At 73.0% G+C, this 19,199-nt stretch carries 14 protein-coding genes; 5 read left to right on the top strand and 9 right to left on the bottom strand.

The features are described from left to right. Positions 1-13: 13 nt before the first annotated feature. Genes WMF27_RS21670 through truD form a run of 3 tightly spaced genes read right to left on the bottom strand, consistent with a single transcriptional unit; the run spans position 14 to position 2,592 of the window. On the bottom strand, positions 14-517 hold the full coding sequence (locus tag WMF27_RS21670; RefSeq protein ID WP_437766985.1) for an ExbD/TolR family protein: 504 nt from the start codon (positions 515-517) through the stop codon (positions 14-16). Continuing rightward, positions 517-1,287 carry a MotA/TolQ/ExbB proton channel family protein gene (locus WMF27_RS21665; protein WP_437766986.1) on the bottom strand — a complete coding sequence of 257 codons (771 nt, stop codon included), beginning with the start codon at positions 1,285-1,287 and terminating at the stop codon, positions 517-519. The genes WMF27_RS21670 and WMF27_RS21665 overlap by 1 nt, the downstream gene beginning before the upstream one ends. A gap of 57 nt (positions 1,288-1,344) precedes the next feature. Continuing rightward, on the bottom strand, positions 1,345-2,592 hold the full coding sequence (gene truD / locus WMF27_RS21660) for a tRNA pseudouridine(13) synthase TruD (RefSeq protein ID WP_437766987.1): 1,248 nt from the start codon (positions 2,590-2,592) through the stop codon (positions 1,345-1,347). Between the two features lie 152 nt (positions 2,593-2,744). Here truD and WMF27_RS21655 point away from each other — a divergent pair, with 152 nt between their 5' ends. Then, positions 2,745-3,536, top strand: a complete 792-nt coding sequence (locus WMF27_RS21655) for an SUMF1/EgtB/PvdO family nonheme iron enzyme (RefSeq protein WP_437766988.1) — start codon at positions 2,745-2,747, stop codon at positions 3,534-3,536. A 30-nt stretch (positions 3,537-3,566) separates the two neighbouring features. Here WMF27_RS21655 and WMF27_RS21650 read toward each other — a convergent pair whose 3' ends face one another. Continuing rightward, the gene (locus WMF27_RS21650) at positions 3,567-3,893 is read right to left on the bottom strand and encodes a hypothetical protein (RefSeq protein ID WP_437766989.1); all 327 of its coding nucleotides are present in this window, start codon (positions 3,891-3,893) and stop codon (positions 3,567-3,569) included. Positions 3,894-3,942: 49 nt separating this feature from the next. Continuing rightward, on the bottom strand, positions 3,943-5,502 hold the full coding sequence (locus tag WMF27_RS21645) for an HAD-IG family 5'-nucleotidase (RefSeq protein ID WP_437944482.1): 1,560 nt from the start codon (positions 5,500-5,502) through the stop codon (positions 3,943-3,945). A gap of 393 nt (positions 5,503-5,895) precedes the next feature. Here WMF27_RS21645 and WMF27_RS21640 point away from each other — a divergent pair, with 393 nt between their 5' ends. Together WMF27_RS21640 and WMF27_RS21635 are read left to right on the top strand one after the other, a co-directional pair. Further along, positions 5,896-6,894, top strand: a complete 999-nt coding sequence (locus tag WMF27_RS21640; protein ID WP_437944481.1) for a ferritin-like domain-containing protein — start codon at positions 5,896-5,898, stop codon at positions 6,892-6,894. Positions 6,895-7,076: 182 nt separating this feature from the next. Next, on the top strand, positions 7,077-8,936 hold the full coding sequence (locus WMF27_RS21635; protein WP_437944480.1) for a response regulator: 1,860 nt from the start codon (positions 7,077-7,079) through the stop codon (positions 8,934-8,936). A gap of 18 nt (positions 8,937-8,954) precedes the next feature. Here the strand turns inward: WMF27_RS21635 and WMF27_RS21630 are convergent, their stop codons facing one another. After that, positions 8,955-9,773: an SDR family NAD(P)-dependent oxidoreductase gene (locus WMF27_RS21630; RefSeq protein WP_437766993.1), complete on the bottom strand. Its 819-nt coding sequence runs from the start codon at positions 9,771-9,773 to the stop codon at positions 8,955-8,957. Between the two features lie 337 nt (positions 9,774-10,110). Continuing rightward, positions 10,111-10,440 (bottom strand): Mpo1-like protein, encoded by a 330-nt coding sequence (locus tag WMF27_RS21625; protein ID WP_437766994.1) that lies wholly within the window; start codon positions 10,438-10,440, stop codon positions 10,111-10,113. Between the two features lie 199 nt (positions 10,441-10,639). Between WMF27_RS21625 and WMF27_RS21620 the strand changes: the two genes are divergently transcribed. Then, a complete protein-coding gene (locus WMF27_RS21620; RefSeq protein WP_437766995.1) occupies positions 10,640-12,628 on the top strand; it encodes a sigma 54-interacting transcriptional regulator in 1,989 nt (662 codons plus the stop codon). 75 nt (positions 12,629-12,703) lie between these two features. On the opposite strand, the gene WMF27_RS21615 is transcribed toward WMF27_RS21620, so the two are convergent. Together WMF27_RS21615 and WMF27_RS21610 are read right to left on the bottom strand one after the other, a co-directional pair. Further along, positions 12,704-14,245, bottom strand: coding sequence for a Glu/Leu/Phe/Val family dehydrogenase (locus WMF27_RS21615; protein WP_437766996.1), 1,542 nt, complete (start codon positions 14,243-14,245; stop codon positions 12,704-12,706). A gap of 357 nt (positions 14,246-14,602) precedes the next feature. Continuing rightward, a complete protein-coding gene (locus WMF27_RS21610; protein ID WP_437766997.1) occupies positions 14,603-15,343 on the bottom strand; it encodes a hypothetical protein in 741 nt (246 codons plus the stop codon). Between the two features lie 1,191 nt (positions 15,344-16,534). On the opposite strand from WMF27_RS21610, the gene WMF27_RS21605 reads away from it, so the two are divergent. Further along, positions 16,535-18,958, top strand: a complete 2,424-nt coding sequence (locus WMF27_RS21605) for a right-handed parallel beta-helix repeat-containing protein (protein ID WP_437766998.1) — start codon at positions 16,535-16,537, stop codon at positions 18,956-18,958. Positions 18,959-19,199: the final 241 nt, after the last annotated feature.

Genomic DNA, 19,199 nt, shown 5'->3' with positions numbered 1-19,199 from the left:
TCGCTCGGCGCGCTCACGGCGCGGGGCTCGGGGTTGCGGGCGCGGGGGCTGCCGGGGGAGGCGCGGCGGGGGATCCCGGCGCCGTACCCGGGGCCGCGCCGGCCTCGGGCGCGATCGGCGTCACGCCGAACGCGATCTTGGAGACGCCGGCCTGCTTCAGCAGATCGAGCGCGCGGATCACCCGGCCGTGCGGGACCGTCGTGTCGGCGCGGATCACGGCGCGGAGCTCCGGGTTCTTCGCCTGGGCCTCGCGCGCGATCGGCAGGATGGCGTCCTCGCTCGCGAGCCTCTTGCCGTCGGCGAGCGTGTCGCCGTTCGCGTGCAGCTCGAGCCCGAAGATGAGCTGCACCTCCTGCCCCTGCGCCGCCTTCGGCAGGTCGAGGGGGAGCGACTGCGAGACGATGATCTTCGCCGTCACCATGAAGATGATGAGGAGGACGAGGGTGATGTCGACGAGCGGCGTGACGTTGATGCCGCTGATCATCTCGTCATCATCGTTGCGGCTCATGCCGGCCATCAGCGCTCCTCCTCGCCGCCCGCGCCGCCCTTCTTGTGCTCTTCCTGCCGCGACGCCCTCGCGGCCTTGCCGCGCGGCTGCTCGACGGCGGCGGCGGGCGCGGCCCCGGCGAACGCCGGATCGATCTTGAGGTGCGCGAGCAGGACGCGCGTCAGCGCCTCGGTGTTGGCGAGCGTCGACTTGATCATGCGCTGGAAGAAGTTGTTCGCGGCGACCGCCGGGATGGCGACCGCGAGGCCGACCGCGGTCGCGACGAGCGCCTCGGCGATGCTCGACATGACCGCCTGCGGCGCCATCGCCTGCGACGTGGCCTGCGCCACCGGCGTCTTCGCCGCCTGGCCGAGCGCGTCGAAGGCGCCGACGACGCCGATGACGGTGCCGAACAGCCCGATGAACGGCGCGTTGTTGCCGAGCGTGCCCAGGTAGGCGAGGCGCCGCTCGAGCTTCATGCGCTGGAGCGCCGCGGCGCCGGCCATGGCCTCCTCGGCCGCCTCGGGCCCCTGGTGCGCCACCGCGAGGCCGGCCGCGACGACCGCCGCCTCGGCCGAGGGCGAGGCGTCCATCCGCCGACGCGCCGCCTCGATCGAGTCGTCGAGGGACGTCTTGAGGTCCCGCGCGAGGACGGTGAGATCGTCGCGGAGCGACCAGAAGAACCAGGCGCGCTCCAGGATGATGGCGACCGAGACGACGCTGAGCGCGATCATCAGCCACATGACCCAGGCGGCCCCGAATCCGACCATGATGCGCTGCAGCCACTCGACGAGGTTCATCTTGTTCCTTGGTGCCTTTCCGATGGGGGGTGGGGGGAGCCGCGCTTCGAAGAGCCTCTACGGGTCGACGGTGGGCTGCCCTTCCTCGACTTCGTCCTCCTCCGGAGGAGGGGCGCTGCCCGCCCCCGGCCTGCCGATGGAGGGCCGGGGGGCGGAGGCGTCGACGAGTCGGAAGACTCGCCCAAGGACGGTCGTCGCGTAGCCGCCCTTCGGTAGCACAAACGAGACGACGATTCCGTGCCGTACATCCGGATCGTCCGCTGTTCCCGGCGAGGCGGCGCTCACCGCCGCCTCCCCGGCGGCCGCCCCCCCGGCGGCCGCCTCCGGGGTGGATACCTCGAGGCCGTCCACCTCCAGGCGCAGCGGACGCCGCGTACCTTCTCCGGCGTGGGCGAACGCGTCGAGCCTGCGGGGGTCGCCGATCGCCGCGGTGAGCACCTCGCGCTCCAGCGCGCCCGGGGCGCCCTCGGGCCAGCGCATCTTCCGGCCGAACATCGGGCCGGTCGCCGAGATCGCGAGCGCGGCGGCGCGCGCCTCGGCGTCCGCGAGCTCCGGGCCCTCGAGCGGCACGAGGAACAGCCCGCCGCTGTCGCGCTTCTTGGCGAGATCGCCGGGGAGCACGGCGCTCCAGGTGCCGTCCGCCTCGCGGCGCGCGAGCACCTCGTTGAACCAGAGCGACTGGAGCGCCGAGAAGAGCAGCCGCTGCTCGCGCTTGTCGCGGGGCCCGCGCTCCCGGCCCGCGATCCACGCGAGCGCGCGCTCGGGGTTGTCGCCGTTCCTCCCGAACCGCTGGGGCCCGAACGCGTTCGGCACGCCGGCGCGGCCGATCTCGGCGAGGCGGCGCTCGGCGAGCGGGAGCGCCGCGGGAGCGATGCCCCGGAGCGCGATCCGGAACCGGTTGCCGAGGAGGTGCCCCGGCTTGAGCTTGTTGTCGTGCCGGGCGACCGCGAGGACCTCGATCCCGGGCAGCTCGGCCTTCTCGAGCAGGGGCGCCGGATCCTGCGCGAGGGGGAGCTGGAACGATGCGGTCTGCGTCGTGATCGCGTGCCGGTCCTTCATGCCGGCGAAGCCGGCGCCGCCCGGGTCGGCCCCGAGCGCGAGCGCGATGGCCCGGACCGCGTCGAGCGTGGTGCGCCCCGTCTTGCGGAAGGTCACGAACACGTGCTCGCCGCGGCCGCTCGGCGCGTAGGCGGGGAGCTCCTCGACGATGAAGTCGGCGGGGGAGCTCCGGAGCAGGGCCGTGGGAAGATCGCCTGGCGAGCCCGCGGCGGTGGCGCCGGCGGCGGGCGGGGCGGTGGCTGTCATGGGAGCGCCAGCGTGACCGAAATCGCCCGCTCGTCCAGCGCCAGCAGCGCGCGTCCGGGCCCGCCTCCGCCAGCTGCAGCGAATTGCCCGCCGCGCCGGGGATCGGCTATGGCCAGAGGCTCACCCCGGCCCCGGGCCCGGGCCTCTCCGCGATGCGACCCCCTTCCTCGTCTCACCCCCTCGCGCGCCGGCCCGCCCTGTCCTTCGCGCGCTCGCCGGCCTTCGCCGCGGGCGTCGCGGCGCTCGGCCTCGCGGTCCTCGGGCTACCGAGCCCCCGGGCGGCCGCCGCCGCGCGCGCCGCGTGCCCCGCGGGAATGGCCTCGGTGCGTGGGACGTTCTGCATCGACCGCTTCGAGGCGAGCACCGTCGAGCTGCTCTCCGGCGGCGGAAAGCGCCGGCACTCGCCGTTCGAGCCGGTCGGCAAGCTGAAGGTGAAGGCGGTGAGCCGGCGCGGCGTGAAGCCGCAGGCGTACATCAGCCGGGATCAGGCCGAGGCGGCCTGCAAGCACGCCGGCAAGCGGCTCTGCACGGACGACGAGTGGGTCACCGCGTGCAGGGGCAAGCGCGCCACGGTGTTCCCTTACGGACGCGAGCGGGAGCGCGGCGCCTGCAACGACAGCGGCGTCTCGTCGTTCAACCGCTACTTCGGCCAGGGGGGCGAGGCCCCGCAGTCGGCGTTCACGTGGGCCAACATGAACGACGCCCGCCTGAACCAGCTCCCGGGCACGCTGGCGTCCTCGGGCGCGTTCCGCCGCTGCAAGAGCAGCTTCGGCGTCCACGACATGGTGGGCAACCTGCACGAGTGGACGAGCGCGCCGCGCGGGACCTTCCGCGGCGGCTACTACCTCGACAGCGCCAAGCACGGCGACGGCTGCGAGTACAAGACCACCGCGCACGCGCGCGGGTACCACGACTACTCGACCGGCTTCCGCTGCTGCAAGTGACGCGGCGCGGGCCGCGCGCTGCGCCCCAGGCTACTTGGGGATGGGGGGGCGTCCGCCGCCCGCGCTGCCGGACATGGGCCCCTGCACCGTCGTGCACTCCTCGTCGCCGGTGTCGACCGTGGTGACGTCGTAGCAGCAGAGCTCGCCGTCGAAATCCGCCTCGCTGTCGATGGACTCGATGGCGCTCACGCAGCCTGGGTTCTCGAAGAACACGCGCGCCTCGTGGCTCGACGGGCACGCCCCTTCGAGCGCGGTCCAGTGAAAGCAGGCCCGCTTGCCGCAGCCGGCGGAGCCGGCGACGAGGAGGGCGGGGGCGACGAGCGCGACGAACAGCGGGCGAGGGCGGGCGATGCTCATGGCGATCTCCTCATGCGGCGCCCGCGCACCGGCGCGGAGGCCTCGGCGATCAGAGCTCGTGCGGCATCAGATCGCGCGGGCTCCGGAAGTACTGCAGCGGCGAGTAGGCGAGCAGGTTCGAGACGCGGGACGTGTAGATGCAGGCGTACTCCTCGACCTGATCGCCGAAGCTGGACGTCTCGTTCGCCTCCTTGAGCAGCGAGCCCCAGTAGGGGTGGAAGCGGCGGGCGATCTCGCGCTCCAGCTTGCCGACCTCCGCGTCGACGGCCCGGAGCTGGCCGCGGATGCGCTCGACCGCGCGCTTGGTGCGGCCCCGCTCGGCCTCGTAGAACGACGTCGCGTAGTCGATCTGGACGTGCTCGCCGTTCGCCTCCGCGAGCAGCGGCGCTCCGCCCCCGTTGGTCGCGCCGTTCCTCTTCTGCTGCTCCTCTTCGATCTTGCGGGTGAGGTCCTTGTAGCGCTGCTGGTAGAAGCGCAGCTGGTCCTCGAGCTCCTCGCGGCGCCCCTCGAGCAGGGCGCTCTCCATGTGCTCGCGGCGGCAGGACTCGTGGGCGGCGACCTCCGCCTCCATCTCCTGGATGATCATCGCCGTGCGCCACGCGCTCTCCTTCTTGGAGCGGAGGATGTCGCCGTAGATGTGATCGCCGACGTAGAGGACCCGGTCGCCGGAGATGTTCAGGAACTTCTCGAAGTCGTTGAGGTTGCCGCCCTCGTAGATGGCGCCGCGCTCGAGCGGGGCCGTGGCGGGGCGGGGCTCGGCGCCGTCGCGGATGAGGAGCGGGCGGCGCTCCTGGAAGAACGCCGGCTTCTGCGCGGCGACGACGATGACGTCGAAGTAGTGCCGGAAGCTCGGGTACTCCGGCATCGCGTCCCCGAGCAGGTACGTCATCATCTTCTCGGTGAACGGCCAGCGGGAGTTCGTGAGCAAGAAGAGCTTCTTGCCCGCCGAGCGGAACTTGTGGAGCGTCTGCGCCAGGCACGGGTCGCGCTCGACGAAGCGCGGCAGGTCGGACAGGACGACGTCGAGGATCGTGCCGTCCCGGTGCGCCTCGTCGATGCACTCGCGGATGTCGGTGAACAGCCGCGCGTAGTCGAGCGCGACGCCGCGCTCCTCGAGGGCATCGACGATGCCGGCGTAGAGCGTGGCCTCGCTCAGCGCGTAGAGCGTGTCGATCCAGTGGTAGCGGGCGGTGTTCGGCCGGATCTTGCGGTGCTGGTAGAGCGATCGGAGCTCGTCCTTCGTGAGCTCCCGGAGGCCGTGGTACCCGCGCTGGACCACCTTGAACCGGTCCATCTTGAGCACGTGGCCGAAGCGCTTGTCGATCAGCAAGCCGCGGATCGGGAAGTGGATCGGGTAGCGGAGGCGCCGCAGGATCTCCTCGGGGTAGCCTCGCGCGGCGAGCTTCGTGACGGTCCCCTGGATCGAGAGGTTGTCCATCTCGGTCTGGTTGTAGATCGCCAGGGTGTAGTCCATGTCGAAGCCGACCCAGTCGATCCCCGCAAGCTTGAGGTTGCGGTTGACGAAGACGCGCCGGGTCCGTGGGATGCGCGTGGGCTCGGTCTGGGGATAGAGCCCTCCGAGGGGGAGCTCGAGCTGCTCGAAGAACACAGTGGGTCGACTATGGTATCCCACCCGGAGGGGCGTACAAAGCGCGCCTCGGCGACGAACGCGCGCCTCGGCCTGCGCGGGGGTCTCGCGCGGCGCTGCGTAGCGTCACGTACGGCTACGTACGGTTACGTACGGTTACGTACGGTTACGTACGGTTGCGCGGCGCGCGTGTGACCCGAGCGACATGCCCCCCGGGCCGTCCGCCCCGCCGCCGTCGGCCCGTCGATCGAGCGCGCAGGGAGCCGTCGCCCCCGAGCAGCCTTCCGCCCGCGGCGCGCGCCGCGCTCCCGGGTGCGCCGCGCCGAGCAACTGCGCTATGGTGCCGCCCGTCCGTCCCGTCGTGTGCGATCGAGGAGACGGCTCCTCCTCCGTCACCGACGGGGTCCTTGCCCGATGCTTTTTGCAGCGTCCCAGCCGATCTCCCGCAAGCCCCCCGTCCAGCGCGCCACCTCGTGGTGGCTCAGCATGCTGCGCCGCCGCGCGGAGCGGATGTACGACGAAGAGCTCGACCTCTCCCGGCCGATCCCGTGGGAGAGCGAGGGAGAGCGCCAGGCCGCGATCGCCTTCTTCAACGCCGCGTTCCGCGCCGAGGAGTCCGGCCTCATGCAGGCGCATGCGCTGGCCGACGAGGTGAGCGGCTGGGACCCCGAGCTCGGCGAGTGCCTGCGGCTCTACGGCGACGAGGAGGGGTGGCACCGCGAGCTGCTCACGAAGTTCCTCGCGTACATCGGCGGCGAGGTCCGGCCCATGGGCCGCGTCACCGGCACCTTTTATCGCCTGTACGGCCGCGCGAAGCGGGTGGAGACGATCGTGCTCACGAACCTCATGTTCGAGACCATCGGCTCGACGACCTACCGCCTCGCGCTGCGGGAAGCCCGGTACCCGGCGGTGCGCCAGATGCTGACGATCCTGACGCGCGACGAGTCGTTCCACGTCCCGCTCAACGTCCACTTCCTGCGCGAGGCCCTGAAGCGCAGCCCGGCCTCGATGCGGATCAGGCTCCGCGCCATCTACACGACCCTCTTCGCGGCGCTGCTCGGGTCGGCGGCCGCGAGCCGCCGGCGCGCGCTCGCCTTCGACAGGATCCCTTTCCAAGTGCTCGCCAGCGCCTACGCCGAGCACCTCGGGCGGCTCTTCGTCCACGAGAGCGACCTCGACTTCGCCCCGCCGGAGCTGCTCCTGCGCCTGTTCGGGCACAGCCGGCGCGCGCTCGCGTCGTCCGAGGACCCGTCGGCCGTCAGCGTGCTCTCGGCCGAAGCGGCGGTCGATCGCGAGCGCGTCGTCGTGACGGCGCTCGGGGACGCGTGTCGCCCCCGTGGGCCTCGCGAGCCGTGGGAGGCGCCGCCGAGCGCCCCCGCCGTGGCGCGGGGCGCGGGAGCTGACATGGCGTGAATATCGCGCAAACCCCGCACAAAACCCGCGCAAAACCCGCGTGCTTGGCGCGCGCACGGCGCGGAGCGGTCGTCGCGGCGCGCACGGCGAGCTTCTCTCCGGGGCATTGTAAGCAGTACACTTGAAGCTCCGGCGTCGTGGGGTCCGCGTGGGGCGGGCGACCACGGCGTGGCGGGGCGTCGATGGCAGGCAAAGAGCAGCGCCGGAGCGGCCCAGAGAGCAGCCCCGGCACGAGGAGCAGCGAGTCCGCGGAGCGCGCGCTCCCGCCGCAGGCGCCGGTCGCGCGGCCATGGGCGCCCGCCCATCAGGAGGGGGAGGCGGGCGCGGTCGCGCAGATGCGGCACGAGATCCGGGCGTTGCTCGGCGGGATCGTCGGGTTCAGCAGCCTCTTGCTCGACAGCGAGCTCGACCCGGAGCAGCGCGCCTGGGCGCGGCGCATCCGGAGCAGCGGCGACGCGGTGCTCTCGATGGTCGACGATCTCATCTCGCTCGGCCAGCCGGACGGCCGCGGGCTGCCCGTCGATCACGCCGACTTCGATCTGCGCCGGGTGATCGAGGACGCCGCGGAGCTGCTCGGCGATCGCGCGCATGACGAGGGGACCGAGCTCGTGCTCGACGTCGAGCCGGACGTGCCGGCGGCGGTGCGCGGCGACGCCGCGCGGCTGCGGCAGATCCTGCTGAACGTCGTGGCGACCGCGATCGGCGCGGCGCCCCGAGGCGAGGTGCTGGTGCGCGCCGCGCTGGACGCGGCCCGCAACGACGAGGCGAAGGGCAGGCTCGACGGCGCGCCCGAGCGAGCGCGCGCGCGGGTGCGCTTCGACGTGCGCCTCGCGGGCGGCGCAGGGCGCGCGGACGGCGCGGCGGCGCCGGGGGCAGCGGGCGCGCCGGGCGCGGGAGCGCGGCCTGCGTCCGGGCGGGACCTCGGCGTGGCGTCCAGCATGGCCGTCGCGAAGCGCCTGGTCGTCGCGATGGGCGGCGAGCTCTGCGAGCCCGCGGACATCGATGCGCGCCGGCATGGGATCTCGTTCGCGCTGCCGTTCGAGCGGCGCGCGCGCGGCGCGGAGCGCGCGCTCATCCCGCGCATCGACCTGCCCGGAAAGCGGGTGCTCGTGGTCGACGACAGCGGCTCGGTGCGTCAGGTGGTGCGAAAGCTGAGCGAGGAGCTCGGGCTCGCGTGCCGCACCTCGGGCAGCGGCGCCGCCGCCCTGGCAGCGCTGCGCGAGGCGGCGGACGCCGGCGCCGCCTACGACATGGTGCTGATCGACCTCGAGCTGGCCGATCTCGACGGCCTGATGCTGCTCCAGCGCATCAGGGCGGACCCCGCGATCGCGCCCGTTCGCGTCGGCCTCATGACCTACGTCGGCAGGGAGGCGCCCAGCCGCGCCGAGGTCGACTCCGTGCTCATCAAGCCGATCCGGCGCGCGCAGCTGCACTCGAGCCTGCGGCTGCTCGCAGGGCTGCCGCCGGAGCACATGTCCGCCGGGGCGCGCGCGCACCCGCCGAGGTCGGCGCGAGCGACGGCCTCATCGAAGCCGCCGAGGCAGGACGAGGCGGACCGCGGGCGCCGGCCCCCCGGCGCGGCGTCGCGGTCCGGCGCGTACGAGGCCGCCCGTCCGGACGGCGCGCCGCCGAGCGTGGAGCTCGCTCCGCCGACCCTGGTCACGCCCTCGCCCCCGTCGACGTCGAAGCGCGGCCAGCCCGCCTCCTCGCTGCCGCGGGGCGGGCTGCGCGCCGTCGAGCCCGACGTCGTCACCGAGATGATCGAGCTCTTCCTCACGGAGGCCCCGACCCGGGTGGCCTCGATGCGCGAGGCCGCGGCGCAGGGCGCGCTCGGCGAGCTCGAGCGGCTCGCCTGGGCGCTCTACGAGAGCGCCGACGCGCTCGCGGCCTCCAGCCTGAAGGAGCTCTGCGCCCGGCTCGATCGCGAGGCGCGCGCGGGGACGCTCGAGAGCGCGACGGAGGCGGTCCGGGCCATCGGCCGGGAGGTCGAGCGCGTGCAGTCGTCGCTCGCCGCGGAGCTCAAGAAGCGGGGGTTCCGGTGAGCCGGGGGGCCCTTCCGTTCAGGTGAAGCCGACGAGCCTCGAGCTCATCTCCCAGAGCCGCGAGGCCGCCTCCGCGTCGGTCGCCATTCCCTTGAGAGGCCTCGCCCTGGTCCGCTCGAAGAAGGCGGGGCTCCCGGCGGGCGCCGTGTCGGCCAGGATCGCGAGCAGGTTCGCGGCCGCCTGCGCCGGCGTCGCGCCCACGACGTCGATCAGCGCCTTGAGGACGCGCGAGGTCCCCTCGAACAGCCCTGAGCGCACGAGGCCAGGGTAGTAGCAGAGCACCTGGGCTCCTGTGCCCGAGAGCCGCTCCGCGAGGCGGCGCGCCGCGAGTACGAGCGCGAGCTTCGACCGCGCGGAGGCGGAGAGGAACGAATACGAGCGCTTCGACATGAGATCATCGAAGTCGAGCCGGATGCTGTCCACCGGCGCGACCATGTTGACAACGCGCGCGTCGCGCGCGGCCTTGAGCCGGTCGAGCAGCAGGTTCGACAGCAGGAAATGCGACAGGTAGTTCACCTGGAACGTCATCTCGAGGCCGTCGGCCGACTCCGCGCGTTCGCGCAGGAACACGCCCGCGTTGTTCACGAGCAGGTGAACGACCCCGCACCGGTCGGCCACCTGGCGGGCCGCCGCGCGCACGGACGCGAGCCGGCCGAGGTCACACTCGATGAGGTGGACCTCGCCGAGCACCTTCAGCGCGGCGAGCTTCCTCGCGCCGTCGGAGCCGGTCCGGCGACAGAGCACGGTCACCCGGGCGCCCTGCCGCGCCAGCGCGGATGCCGTCGCGAGCCCGATCCCCGAGGTGCCCCCCGTGATCACGGCGACTTTCCCCCTCATGCTCCCCGCACCCCCCATCCCCCGTCTCCTCGTCCATCTCATCGCCTGCGGCGTGCCGGTCCCGACGCTCCGCGAGCTCGTCGGGACAGAGGCACGGGCGGACGGACGTCGATGCGCCGGCGGGCGTGCTGCCCGCCGAGGACCCGAAATAGGAAGAGTCGTCGCCCCCGCCCGCGACACAGGTACGACCGTGCGTGCATCACGTCAAGAAAGCTTTGCGCAATGCAGCACAGTGGCAGAGAAAACCATGTTCCAGGTTTTCTGATGCAGGAAGTCGATCTGTCCGCGTCACAGCCGTGCGCGTGGGCGGCGCCCGGGAAGCGCCTGGCGAGGAGCGTCAGGGGGCGGGCGTCTCCTCGGCGGGCGTCTCCTCGAAGACGCGCAGGCCGTACTTCTCGAGACACCAGAGCACGCCGATGATCAAGCTCCGCTTGTCGTCCACGAACGACGGCTTCTTCCCCTCGAAGCAGTGGCCCGCGAGCTGGAAGCCCCAGCCGGTCGCGAACATCGCGGCCGCGAGCGGGAGGCCGATGAGCGTCGCGCCCACGGGGAAGCTCGCGACGATCAGCGGTATGCCGACCTGGTGACACGCCTGGTTGCGTGGATCCTGGTGGTCTTCCTTGTACCGGCGGAGCACCTGTGTCCATTCGGCGTTGAGACGGAGCATCCGACCTCCTTACCATGCGGACGCCCCGCGCGGCGCCCCCGGGTCTTCGACGAAAGCGCGCGTGGGTGGGTGGGTGGTGCGGACATGCGGAGAGCGCCAGGCTGCGCGCGCGTTCGCCACCCGCGCGCGCTTTCGTCGAAGACCGGGGCGCCGCCGCTTCCCGGTTGCCGTTGGGAGGAATGAGGCGTAGTTGGGCAGTGTGAGCGGTTACAGGACCGGCCGCATGGCGACGACCGCGCCGCTGTCCATCAAGACAGGGGAGCTCCTCCAGGGCGCGCGCTCGGAGAAGCGGCGTGTGCTCCTGCTCGTCTATCATCATGACGGCGTCGAGATGGCCCCGATGAGCCCCGGCGTCGGCGTCGTCGTCGGCAGGGAGGCCCCGGCCGACGTGGTGATCCGGGACAGGAGCATCTCGCGGCGGCACGCGCGCTTCACGCTCGTGGGCGGCGAGGTCGTGGTGGAGGACCTCGGCTCGCGCAACGGGACGCGCATTTCAGGGCAGCGGGTCGAGAGCGGCGTGGTCAAGGCCGGGGACGAGGTGCTGCTCGGCGGCATCGTCGCGTCGGTCCACGTGCTCTCCGGGGGCGAGATGCCCCCGTTCGGCCTGGAGGGCTCCGACGCGCTCCGCTTCGCGCTCCAGGCCGAGATCGTGCGGTCCAGGTTCTTCGGCCGCAAGTTCGCGCTCGTCGTGGTCCGCTCGCTCGGCGCGCAGGCGAGCCACCTCCGCCACTGGGGGCTCCGCGTGCGCGAGGCGCTGAGGCCCGTCGATCGCGTCGCCTTCTACAGCGCCGACACCCTCGAGATCCTGCTCCCCGAGGTCACCCCCGAGCTCGCCGAGGAGCTCGCGAAGGCGATCGTCGCGCGCCGCGAGGGCGAGCCCGTGCTGGTCGCGGGGGTCGCCGTGTCCCCCGACGCCGCGACGTCCATCGACAAGCTCATCGAGGTCAGCCACGAGGCGTCGCGGAGCGCCGCCCCCGCCGAGCCCGTGCGCCTCGCGCCCCCGGAGGGCGCGCTGGTCTACGTCACGCCGAAGGTCGACAGCACCCGGTCGCCCGACGAGGCGTGCCCGCCGGGCGCGCCGCCGGAGAGCCAGTGGGAGGCCGACGGCCACCTCCTCGCGACCAAGAGCCCGCTCATGCGATCGCTCGTCGAGGTGGCGCTGCGGGCCGCGCGCTCCTCGATCCCCGTGCTCCTGCGCGGCGAGACCGGGACGGGCAAGGAGGTCCTCGCCAGGTTCATCCACGACGGCAGCCCGCGCCGCGGCGAGCCGCTCATCTGCGTGAATTGCGGGGCGATCCCGGCGCTGCTCGTCGAGAGCACCCTCTTCGGCCACGAGCGCGGCGCCTTCACCGGGGCGAGCCAGCAGCACAAGGGCGTGTTCGAGGCGGCCGCCGGCGGCACGGTCCTGCTCGACGAGATCGGCGAGCTGCCCGCGGCAGCGCAGGCCGCGCTCCTGCGCGTGCTCGAGACCAAGCGGGTGACGCGCGTCGGCGCGACCAAGGAGCTGGAGGTCGACGTCCGCGTGATCGCGGCGACGCACCGCGACCTCGACGCGATGTGCGACGCGGGCACGTTCCGGCTCGATCTGCTCTACCGGCTGAACGCGATGACGCTGAACATCCCGCCGCTCCGCGCGCGCCGCGACGACATCGCGACGCTCGCGGCGGGCTTCCTGGCGCAGGCGAACTCGGCGAACATCAGCAGGGTCCAGTCGCTCGCGCCCGAGGCGCTGGCCCTCCTGAAGTGCTACTCGTGGCCCGGCAACGTGCGTGAGCTCCGGAACGCGATCGAGCGGGCGGTGGTGATCGCGGAGGGCGACGCGATCATGGCGCGCGATCTCCCGGAGCGCATCCGCCTGGCGGTGACCTCTCCCAGCTCGCCGCCCACGCCCTCTCGCGCCGTCGACGTCTCGCGCGCGTCCGAGCCCGGCGTCGCGCCGGCCCTCTCCCAGCGCGCGTCCGAGCCGCTCCCCCCGCGCGCGTCCGAGCCGGGGCAGGCGGCGACCCCCGCGGTCGGCCTCAAGACGCGCCTGGAGCAGATCGAGGCCGAGCTCCTGCTCGAGGCGCTGCGCGCGTCCGACTGGAACCAGACGGAGGCGGCGCGTCGCCTCGAGCTGCCGCTGCGGACGCTCCAGCACAAGATCAAGGTCTACGGCATCAAGAAGCTCGGGTACGGCGTCGCTCGCTAGGTCCGCCCGCCGCCCGCCCGGAGCCCGGCCAGCGGGATGGCCGGACTCCGGCGCCGCTCTCGTCGTTTGCCGAGATCACTGGGAGAACCCTTCCAGCATGTAGTGCGCCTCGATCCGCTTGAGCGCGAGCACCATCGCGGCGAGCCGCATCGGCAGGCGCTTGCCCAGGACGAGCCCGGTCGAGTCGTGATCTTCCGAGCGGCGCGGCCGGTCCTCCGCGATGTCGCAGATCAGGCGGTAGTTGCTCTTGATGGCGCGCTCCAGCCGCGCGTTCACCTCGCCCTCGGTCCAGTGCTCCATGCGCTTGTTCTGGATCCACTCGTAATAGGAGACGGTCACGCCCCCCGCGTTGCCGATGATGTCGGGGATGACGCTGATGCCGCGCTCCGCGAGCACCTTGTCGCCCTCGGTCGTTGTCGGGCGGTTGGCGCCCTCGGCCACGAGCTTCGCCTTCAGCCGCTCGGCCACCTCGCCGGTGATGGCGTCGCCGAGCGCGGCCGGGATGCAGATGTCCGCCTCCACGCTCCAGAAATCGTCCCGCGCGATCGCCTCGGCGCCGCTGTAGCCGGCGACCGACCGCCGGAGGTTCTGCGGGTTCTCGTTGACGTGCGCCATCAGCGCGCCGACGTCGATGCCGTCCGGGTCGTGGATCGCGCCGTCGGCGTCCTGCACGGCGACGCACCGCGCGCCCATCCGGCACAGGATCTCGGCGACGGCGGAGCCGACGTTGCCGAAGCCCTGCACGATGAAGCGCGCCCCCGCGAGGGGGACGCCGCGCTGCGCGTACCACTCCTCGATGCAGTACGCGAGCCCCTGCCCGGTCGCCTTGACGCGCCCCTCGGAGCCGCCGATGCGCACGTCCTTGCCCGTGACGACGCCGCGGTGGTTCACCCGCTCGCGCTCGCCGTCGCTGTACTGGCGCAGGAGCCACGCCATCACCTCGGCGTTCGTGCCCACGTCGGGCGCGGGGATGTCCACGTTGGGCCCGACGAGCTGCTTCAGCCGGTACATGTACCGGAGCGAGATCGCCTCGAGCTCCTCCTTGCTGTGCTCGCGCGGGTCCATGCGAATACCCCCCTTGGCGCCGCCGAACGGGACATCGGCGATGGCCGTCTTCCAGGTCATCTCGGCGGCGAGCGCGTTGAACAGGTCGAGCGACACGGCCTTGTGGAAGCGCAGCCCGCCCTTGTAAGGCCCTCGCGCCTGGTTGTGCTGGACCCGATAGGCCTTGAAGCGCACGAACGCGCCGGGCTGGATGCGGTAAAGGCCCTGATCGGCGAGGCGGATCGTCCCGTCCTGCACGTGGATCGAGCCGCTCCGGAGCGCCTCGGGGCGGAGGATGAGCTTGCCGTTGAAGAGCGGGGTGATCGCGGCCCGGTTCGGGATCACCGACGCAGGGAGCCGCTCGTAGGCCGCGGCCGCCTCTCCGCGGAAGGGGACGAGGCGGTCCTGGAGCTGCGTGGTGATGTAGAAGATGTGCTCGTAGTCGGGCTGCTCGAGCTCCAGCCGGATGCGGGGAGCCAGGCCGATGAGGTCCGCGGCGGTGTGAAACACCACGATGGATTCGCCGAAGATGTTGGTCTCCGGTTCGCGCTCGAGGAGGGGGGCGTCTTCCATCGCCGTATGCTGCCTCGACCGCGCGGCGGGGGTCCAACGTTTCGCGGGCCCCGCGCGCCGCCCGGGCGCCGCGTCGCGCGGAACGCCGAGGAAACCTGGAAAGCCCCACGCGCACGCGGCTGGCGACACGCGGCGCGGCGGCCTTCGATCCGGCACAGGGCGAGAGGAGCAACGAGGCGAGCGCTTCAGGAGACGCGCGCTCCACGGAGGGCGCCCTCTCTCGAGAGGCCGGTCGACGGACGGGCCGCCCGCCTCGCGGGGAGCTCGTGGGGCTCTCCCCGCAGGTTCGGGCGGACCCTCGTACCGATTCACCACGGCTCGCGGCGGCCGCGTGGCCGTCGCGCCCGGGGAACGACGTCAGGGAAAGAGCGATCCAGGGACACCGCCGCCGCCGCAGCACCCCGCGCCGCCGAAGCCGCCCATGCCCGGGAACCCGCCGAACCCGCCGTACCCGCCGGGGAAGCCGGAGCCGCCGTACGGATAGCCGCCCATGCCGAGCGGCCACCCGAAGCCGCCCATGCCCGGGAAGCCGCCGAGGCCGGGGATCCCGCCCGTCTGCCCGAACGGGCCGCCGGGCCCCTGCCCGACCTGGCCGACGGGGCCGCCGGGGCCCTGGAGCGGGCCGCCGCCCTTGATGGGGCCCTGTCCGATGTCGCCGGGGCCCTGGAGCGGGCCACCGGGGCCCTGCCCGACGCCGCCAAGGCCGCCCTTGATGGGGCCCTGTCCGATGTCGCCGGGGCCCTGGAGCGGGCCACCGGGGCCGCCGATGCCGCCCTTGATGGGTCCCTGCCCGACGCCGCCGGGGCCCTGGAGCGGGCCACCCTTGAAGGGGCCCTGTCCGATGTCGCCGGGGCCCTGGAGCGGGCCACCGGGGCCGCCGATGCCGCCCTTAAAGGGGCCCTGTCCGATGCCGCCGGGGCCCTGGAGCGGGCCACCGGGGCCGCCGATGCCGCCCTTGATGGGTCCCTGGCCGATATCGGTCTTGCCCGGCACCCCGGGCGCGCCGATCAGGCCGCCGCCCCGCGTCTCCTCGTCCGTCGCTTCCTCGCCCTCCAACGCCTGCTCACTCGACGCCACGTCGACGTCAGCCTGGTCCAAGTCGGCCTCTTGCGGAGCCACCGCGTCGACTGCGCACCCGGTCATCAACACAGAAAAGAGCATCGCCGCGTGCGCCATCTTCATATCGATTGAGCGAACCATCCGTCCTCCTTCCATGCCCTGCTACGGCCCTCGGGCCCGCGCCGGCATGTTGAACGGCGTGGAGAGCAGGCTGCGTGCCTGACTCCTCGTGTGCAGAGCCTGCCGCGTCGGCGACGGCGAAAGTGCATTGTCTGAATCCGCGCCGGGTGAGCGTTCTGCCCCGTTTCATCGCGCCGGGGAGCCGCCGCGCCGGCGCCGCCTCGCAGCGCCGATGTGGGAGCCTTCGAGCGCTGGAGAAAGGCAAATGTCGACGTCCATCGCAGGGCGCTCCGCGCGCCGCGCGCGGCGGGACGGCATGAGACGGGGGGAGGACGACCCGACTTGCGGCTTTATCGCGCTCGGCAAGCCGCATTTCCGAAGACCTGGTGGATCCCTGCAATCAGGGGCTGCGGCGACTCGACATCTGCGCTCGTCGGCGGCGATGTTCTCATCGCTTGCGGCCATCTGGTCACGCCGTGCGCAGCGCACTTCGGCCGACAAGGGCCCTGCGCGGCGCTCCTCGTGCGGCAACCTCGCCGTCGTCGCGCGGGTGTGCCGCGCTCTGCGCCGCGCCGCGCGTCACCCCGTCGTCCGGAACGACGGCGCGGTCGCCGCCTTCAGCCGCGGACGGCGGGCCGGCGATGCAGCGGGAGCGGCCGCCCTCGCGGGGCGTCCCCCGCGCCGCGTTCTCCCGGTTCAACGTGGTTGACAGAAGACGTCTGACCCACACGCTCGGCCGCGCGCGAGCCTCGGTGTCAGCGAGGTTCGCGCGCCCACGCCCGGGAGACCCGGCGCGGCGCAGCCGTCCGTGGCGCTGCAGCGAAGGGAAAGCCGGCGCGATCACGGCTCCTTTGCCTGGCAGGAGCGCATCTCCCGTTGTAGGATTCATTACGCTAAAGGAGCTCGCGCAGCGCCGCACAGGCGCACAGGCGCACAGGCGGCGACCTCGTCACCCTGGCGCGGGCTCCTCGACGATCTCGGGCGCTCGGGGCGCCTGTTCATGGAAGCTACGCGCGGTCTCCGCGCTGCTGCGGGAGCTCTGGAGAGCTGTTCGCCCGAGGAGCGGGGGCCCGCGGCGCGCGAGGCAGCGCTTTCCAAGGAGGGGATTGCATGCGCTTCTGCGCGACGCGCGCGGGTTCATCTTGCCTGGCCGCCTGCATCGCGGCCCTCTTGCCGCTCGTCGCGGCGTGCAGCGACGCCTCGGGGAGCTCCGGCGCCCCGCTCGCATGCGAGGGCGTCGCGCCGCGCGCGCCGAGCTGCGCGCCCGGGCACGTCCTCGGCCCCGCGGAGGCGTGCATGCCGGTGGGCATCCAGGGGTGCGCCGAGCTGTTCGTGGAGGACGACGGACTCTGCCATCCATCGATGGCGAAATGCCCTGCGGGGACGATACCGAAGTTCGATGAGGGCTGTATTCCCGCTGGCATCCCCCGCTGCGCTCCGGCGCTCGCGGGCGACGACGGGCTCTGCAGGCCGGCCATGGCGAGGTGCCCGACAGGCACGTTCGCGACGCCGGAAGCGGGGTGTGTGCCGGTCGACGGCCCCGTCGGCTGCGGGCGCGGGCCGTGGGGGAGCGTCCCGCGCGTGTCCGGGAACGTCTATGTGGATCCGAGCTACTCCGGCGCGGACGGCGACGGATCCGAGGCGAGGCCGGTCACGACGATCGAGGCGGCGCTGGGGCTCGTCGCCGACGGCGGGACGATCGCGCTCGCGGCGGGGACCTACGACGAGCCGGTCGTCATCACGAAGCCGCTCGAGATCGCCGGCCCGTGCGCCTCGCGCGTGCGGATCCGCGGGGTCAGCTCGGCCGTGAGTCCTCCGGCGATCGTGGCCGTGGTCGACGCAGGGGAGGTGACGCTCCGGGGGATCGAGATCGGCGGAGACGGCGCCGGCGTCGTGGCGACCGGCGCGAGCGCCGTGACGCTCGAGCGCGTTCACGTCAAGGGCGCCATGCATGCCGGCGTCCAGTCCGGCGACGGCGCCCGCCTCTCGGTGGCGCGGAGCTGGATCGAGGGGACGCGCGACGGCAGCGCAGGAACCGGCATCGGCGCCCTTGCGGACGCCGGCGGCGTGCTCCTCGTGAAGGAGAGCGCCGTGACGGGCAACCGCGCGGCCGGCGTGGCGGCGCTCCGGGCGGGCGCCACGGCGTCCGTGGTGGGCAGCCTCGTCGAGGGGACCGTGTCGTCGGGGCGCTACCCGGCGGACGGCCAGGGGATCGTCGTGCAGGACGGCGCCGAGGCGTCGATCGAGAGCACGGCTGTCGTCGGTAACCAGCTGTCCGGGATCCTCGTGGCGGCCAGCGCGTCCGCGACCCTCTCCGGCGTCCTCGTCGAGGGGACGAGCCCCGGGAGCTCCGACCCGCCTTACGGCGTCGGCGTGTACGCGGCGCGGCAAGCGCGCGTCGCCATCGACTCGAGCGTGGTCCTCGGCAACACCGAGATCGGCGTCGCCGTCATCGGCGAGGGCAGCGCGGCGACGATGACGCGGAGCCTGGTGCAGGGCACGGTGGCGGCCCCGACCGGGTCGTTGCTCGGCGGATTCGGCGTCGCCGTCGCCCGCGGCGCGGTGATGCGCCTTCACGACAGCGCTGTCGTCCGGAACCGCGGCACCGGGGTTCACGTCGGCGACTCGTCCGCCGAGCTGATCGCCGGCGGCAACCTCATCGAAGGCACCATCGCCGAAGGCGGCTGGGGGGACGGCGCCGGGCTGACCGTGACGGAGGGCCGGGTGACGCTCGTGTCGAATGCCATTCGCAGCAACGAGGGCACCGGCCTGCTCGTGGGATATGACGGGTCCGAGGCGACCGTGACAGGCAACCTCGTCGAGGGGCATGTCGCGCCGGACCGCCGCGCGCCGGTGGGGCAGGGGATCGTCATCTACCGGGGCGCCACCGCCGTGCTCGCGGGCAATGTCGTGAGCGGCAACCGCTCCGTCGGCGTCTTCGCCGGCACGGAGATCCTCGGCAGCAAGGTCGAGATCATCGGGAGCCTGATCGACGGCACCTCGGGCGGCGAATCAGACGACGACGACGACGGCGGCGACGACGACGGCGGCGATGACGACGACGACGGCGGCGACGACAGCACGGGCATCGGCGTCGCCGCCGCGGGGTACGAGATCCGGCTCGCTTCGTCCCTCGTCCGCGGGAGCCGCACGGCCGGCGTGGTGCTGTTCGGCTCCGAGGCGGAGATCTCGCAGACGGTCGTCGACGGGGTGACGGGTGATCCCCGCGCCGCACAGGGCAGGCGGCGCGACGAGCTCGTCGCCGACGGCGTCCTCGCGCTCGCCGGCTCCACCGTCGCGCTCGATGACGTGCGGGTGGAAGGCTGTGCGCGCGCCGGCATCCTGTACGACCGGAGCACGGGCCGCCTCTCCCGGGTTCGCGCCCTGGACAACCGCTTCGGGCTGGTCGTGCAGGGCTCGCCCGAGCCTCAGCTGAAGGTGGGTAAGGAGAGCGCGTTCCTCGAGAGCTGCACCGCCGGCGAGCTCTTCGGCAGCGAGCTCCGCGTGCCAGCGTCCGCTCCCCCGCTCCCATGAGGCGCGCTCGCGGCCGCCCGCCTGGCGCCCGCGCCCGTGCGCGAAACAATGATGACATCGAAGGGAGCCTTTCCTGATACGTGGTGCTCACGGCCACGGCGGAGAGGACCAGCCCATCAGGCGTCGAATGGCGGCCCGCACTACAACGCTGACCGCACCCGACGCTCCGCCCGCGTCCGCCCCTGACGCGGCCTTCCCTCTCTGTCCGCCCAGGGGGTGTCCGCGCCCGTCCTGGGAGCGT

It is taken from the genome of Sorangium sp. So ce281 (genome assembly GCF_051527395.1).
GTDB lineage: Bacteria > Myxococcota_A > Polyangia > Polyangiales > Polyangiaceae > Sorangium > Sorangium cellulosum_B.
The sequence above is the reverse complement of the archived record's forward strand: the minus strand, read 5'-3'. Positions and strand labels throughout refer to the sequence as shown.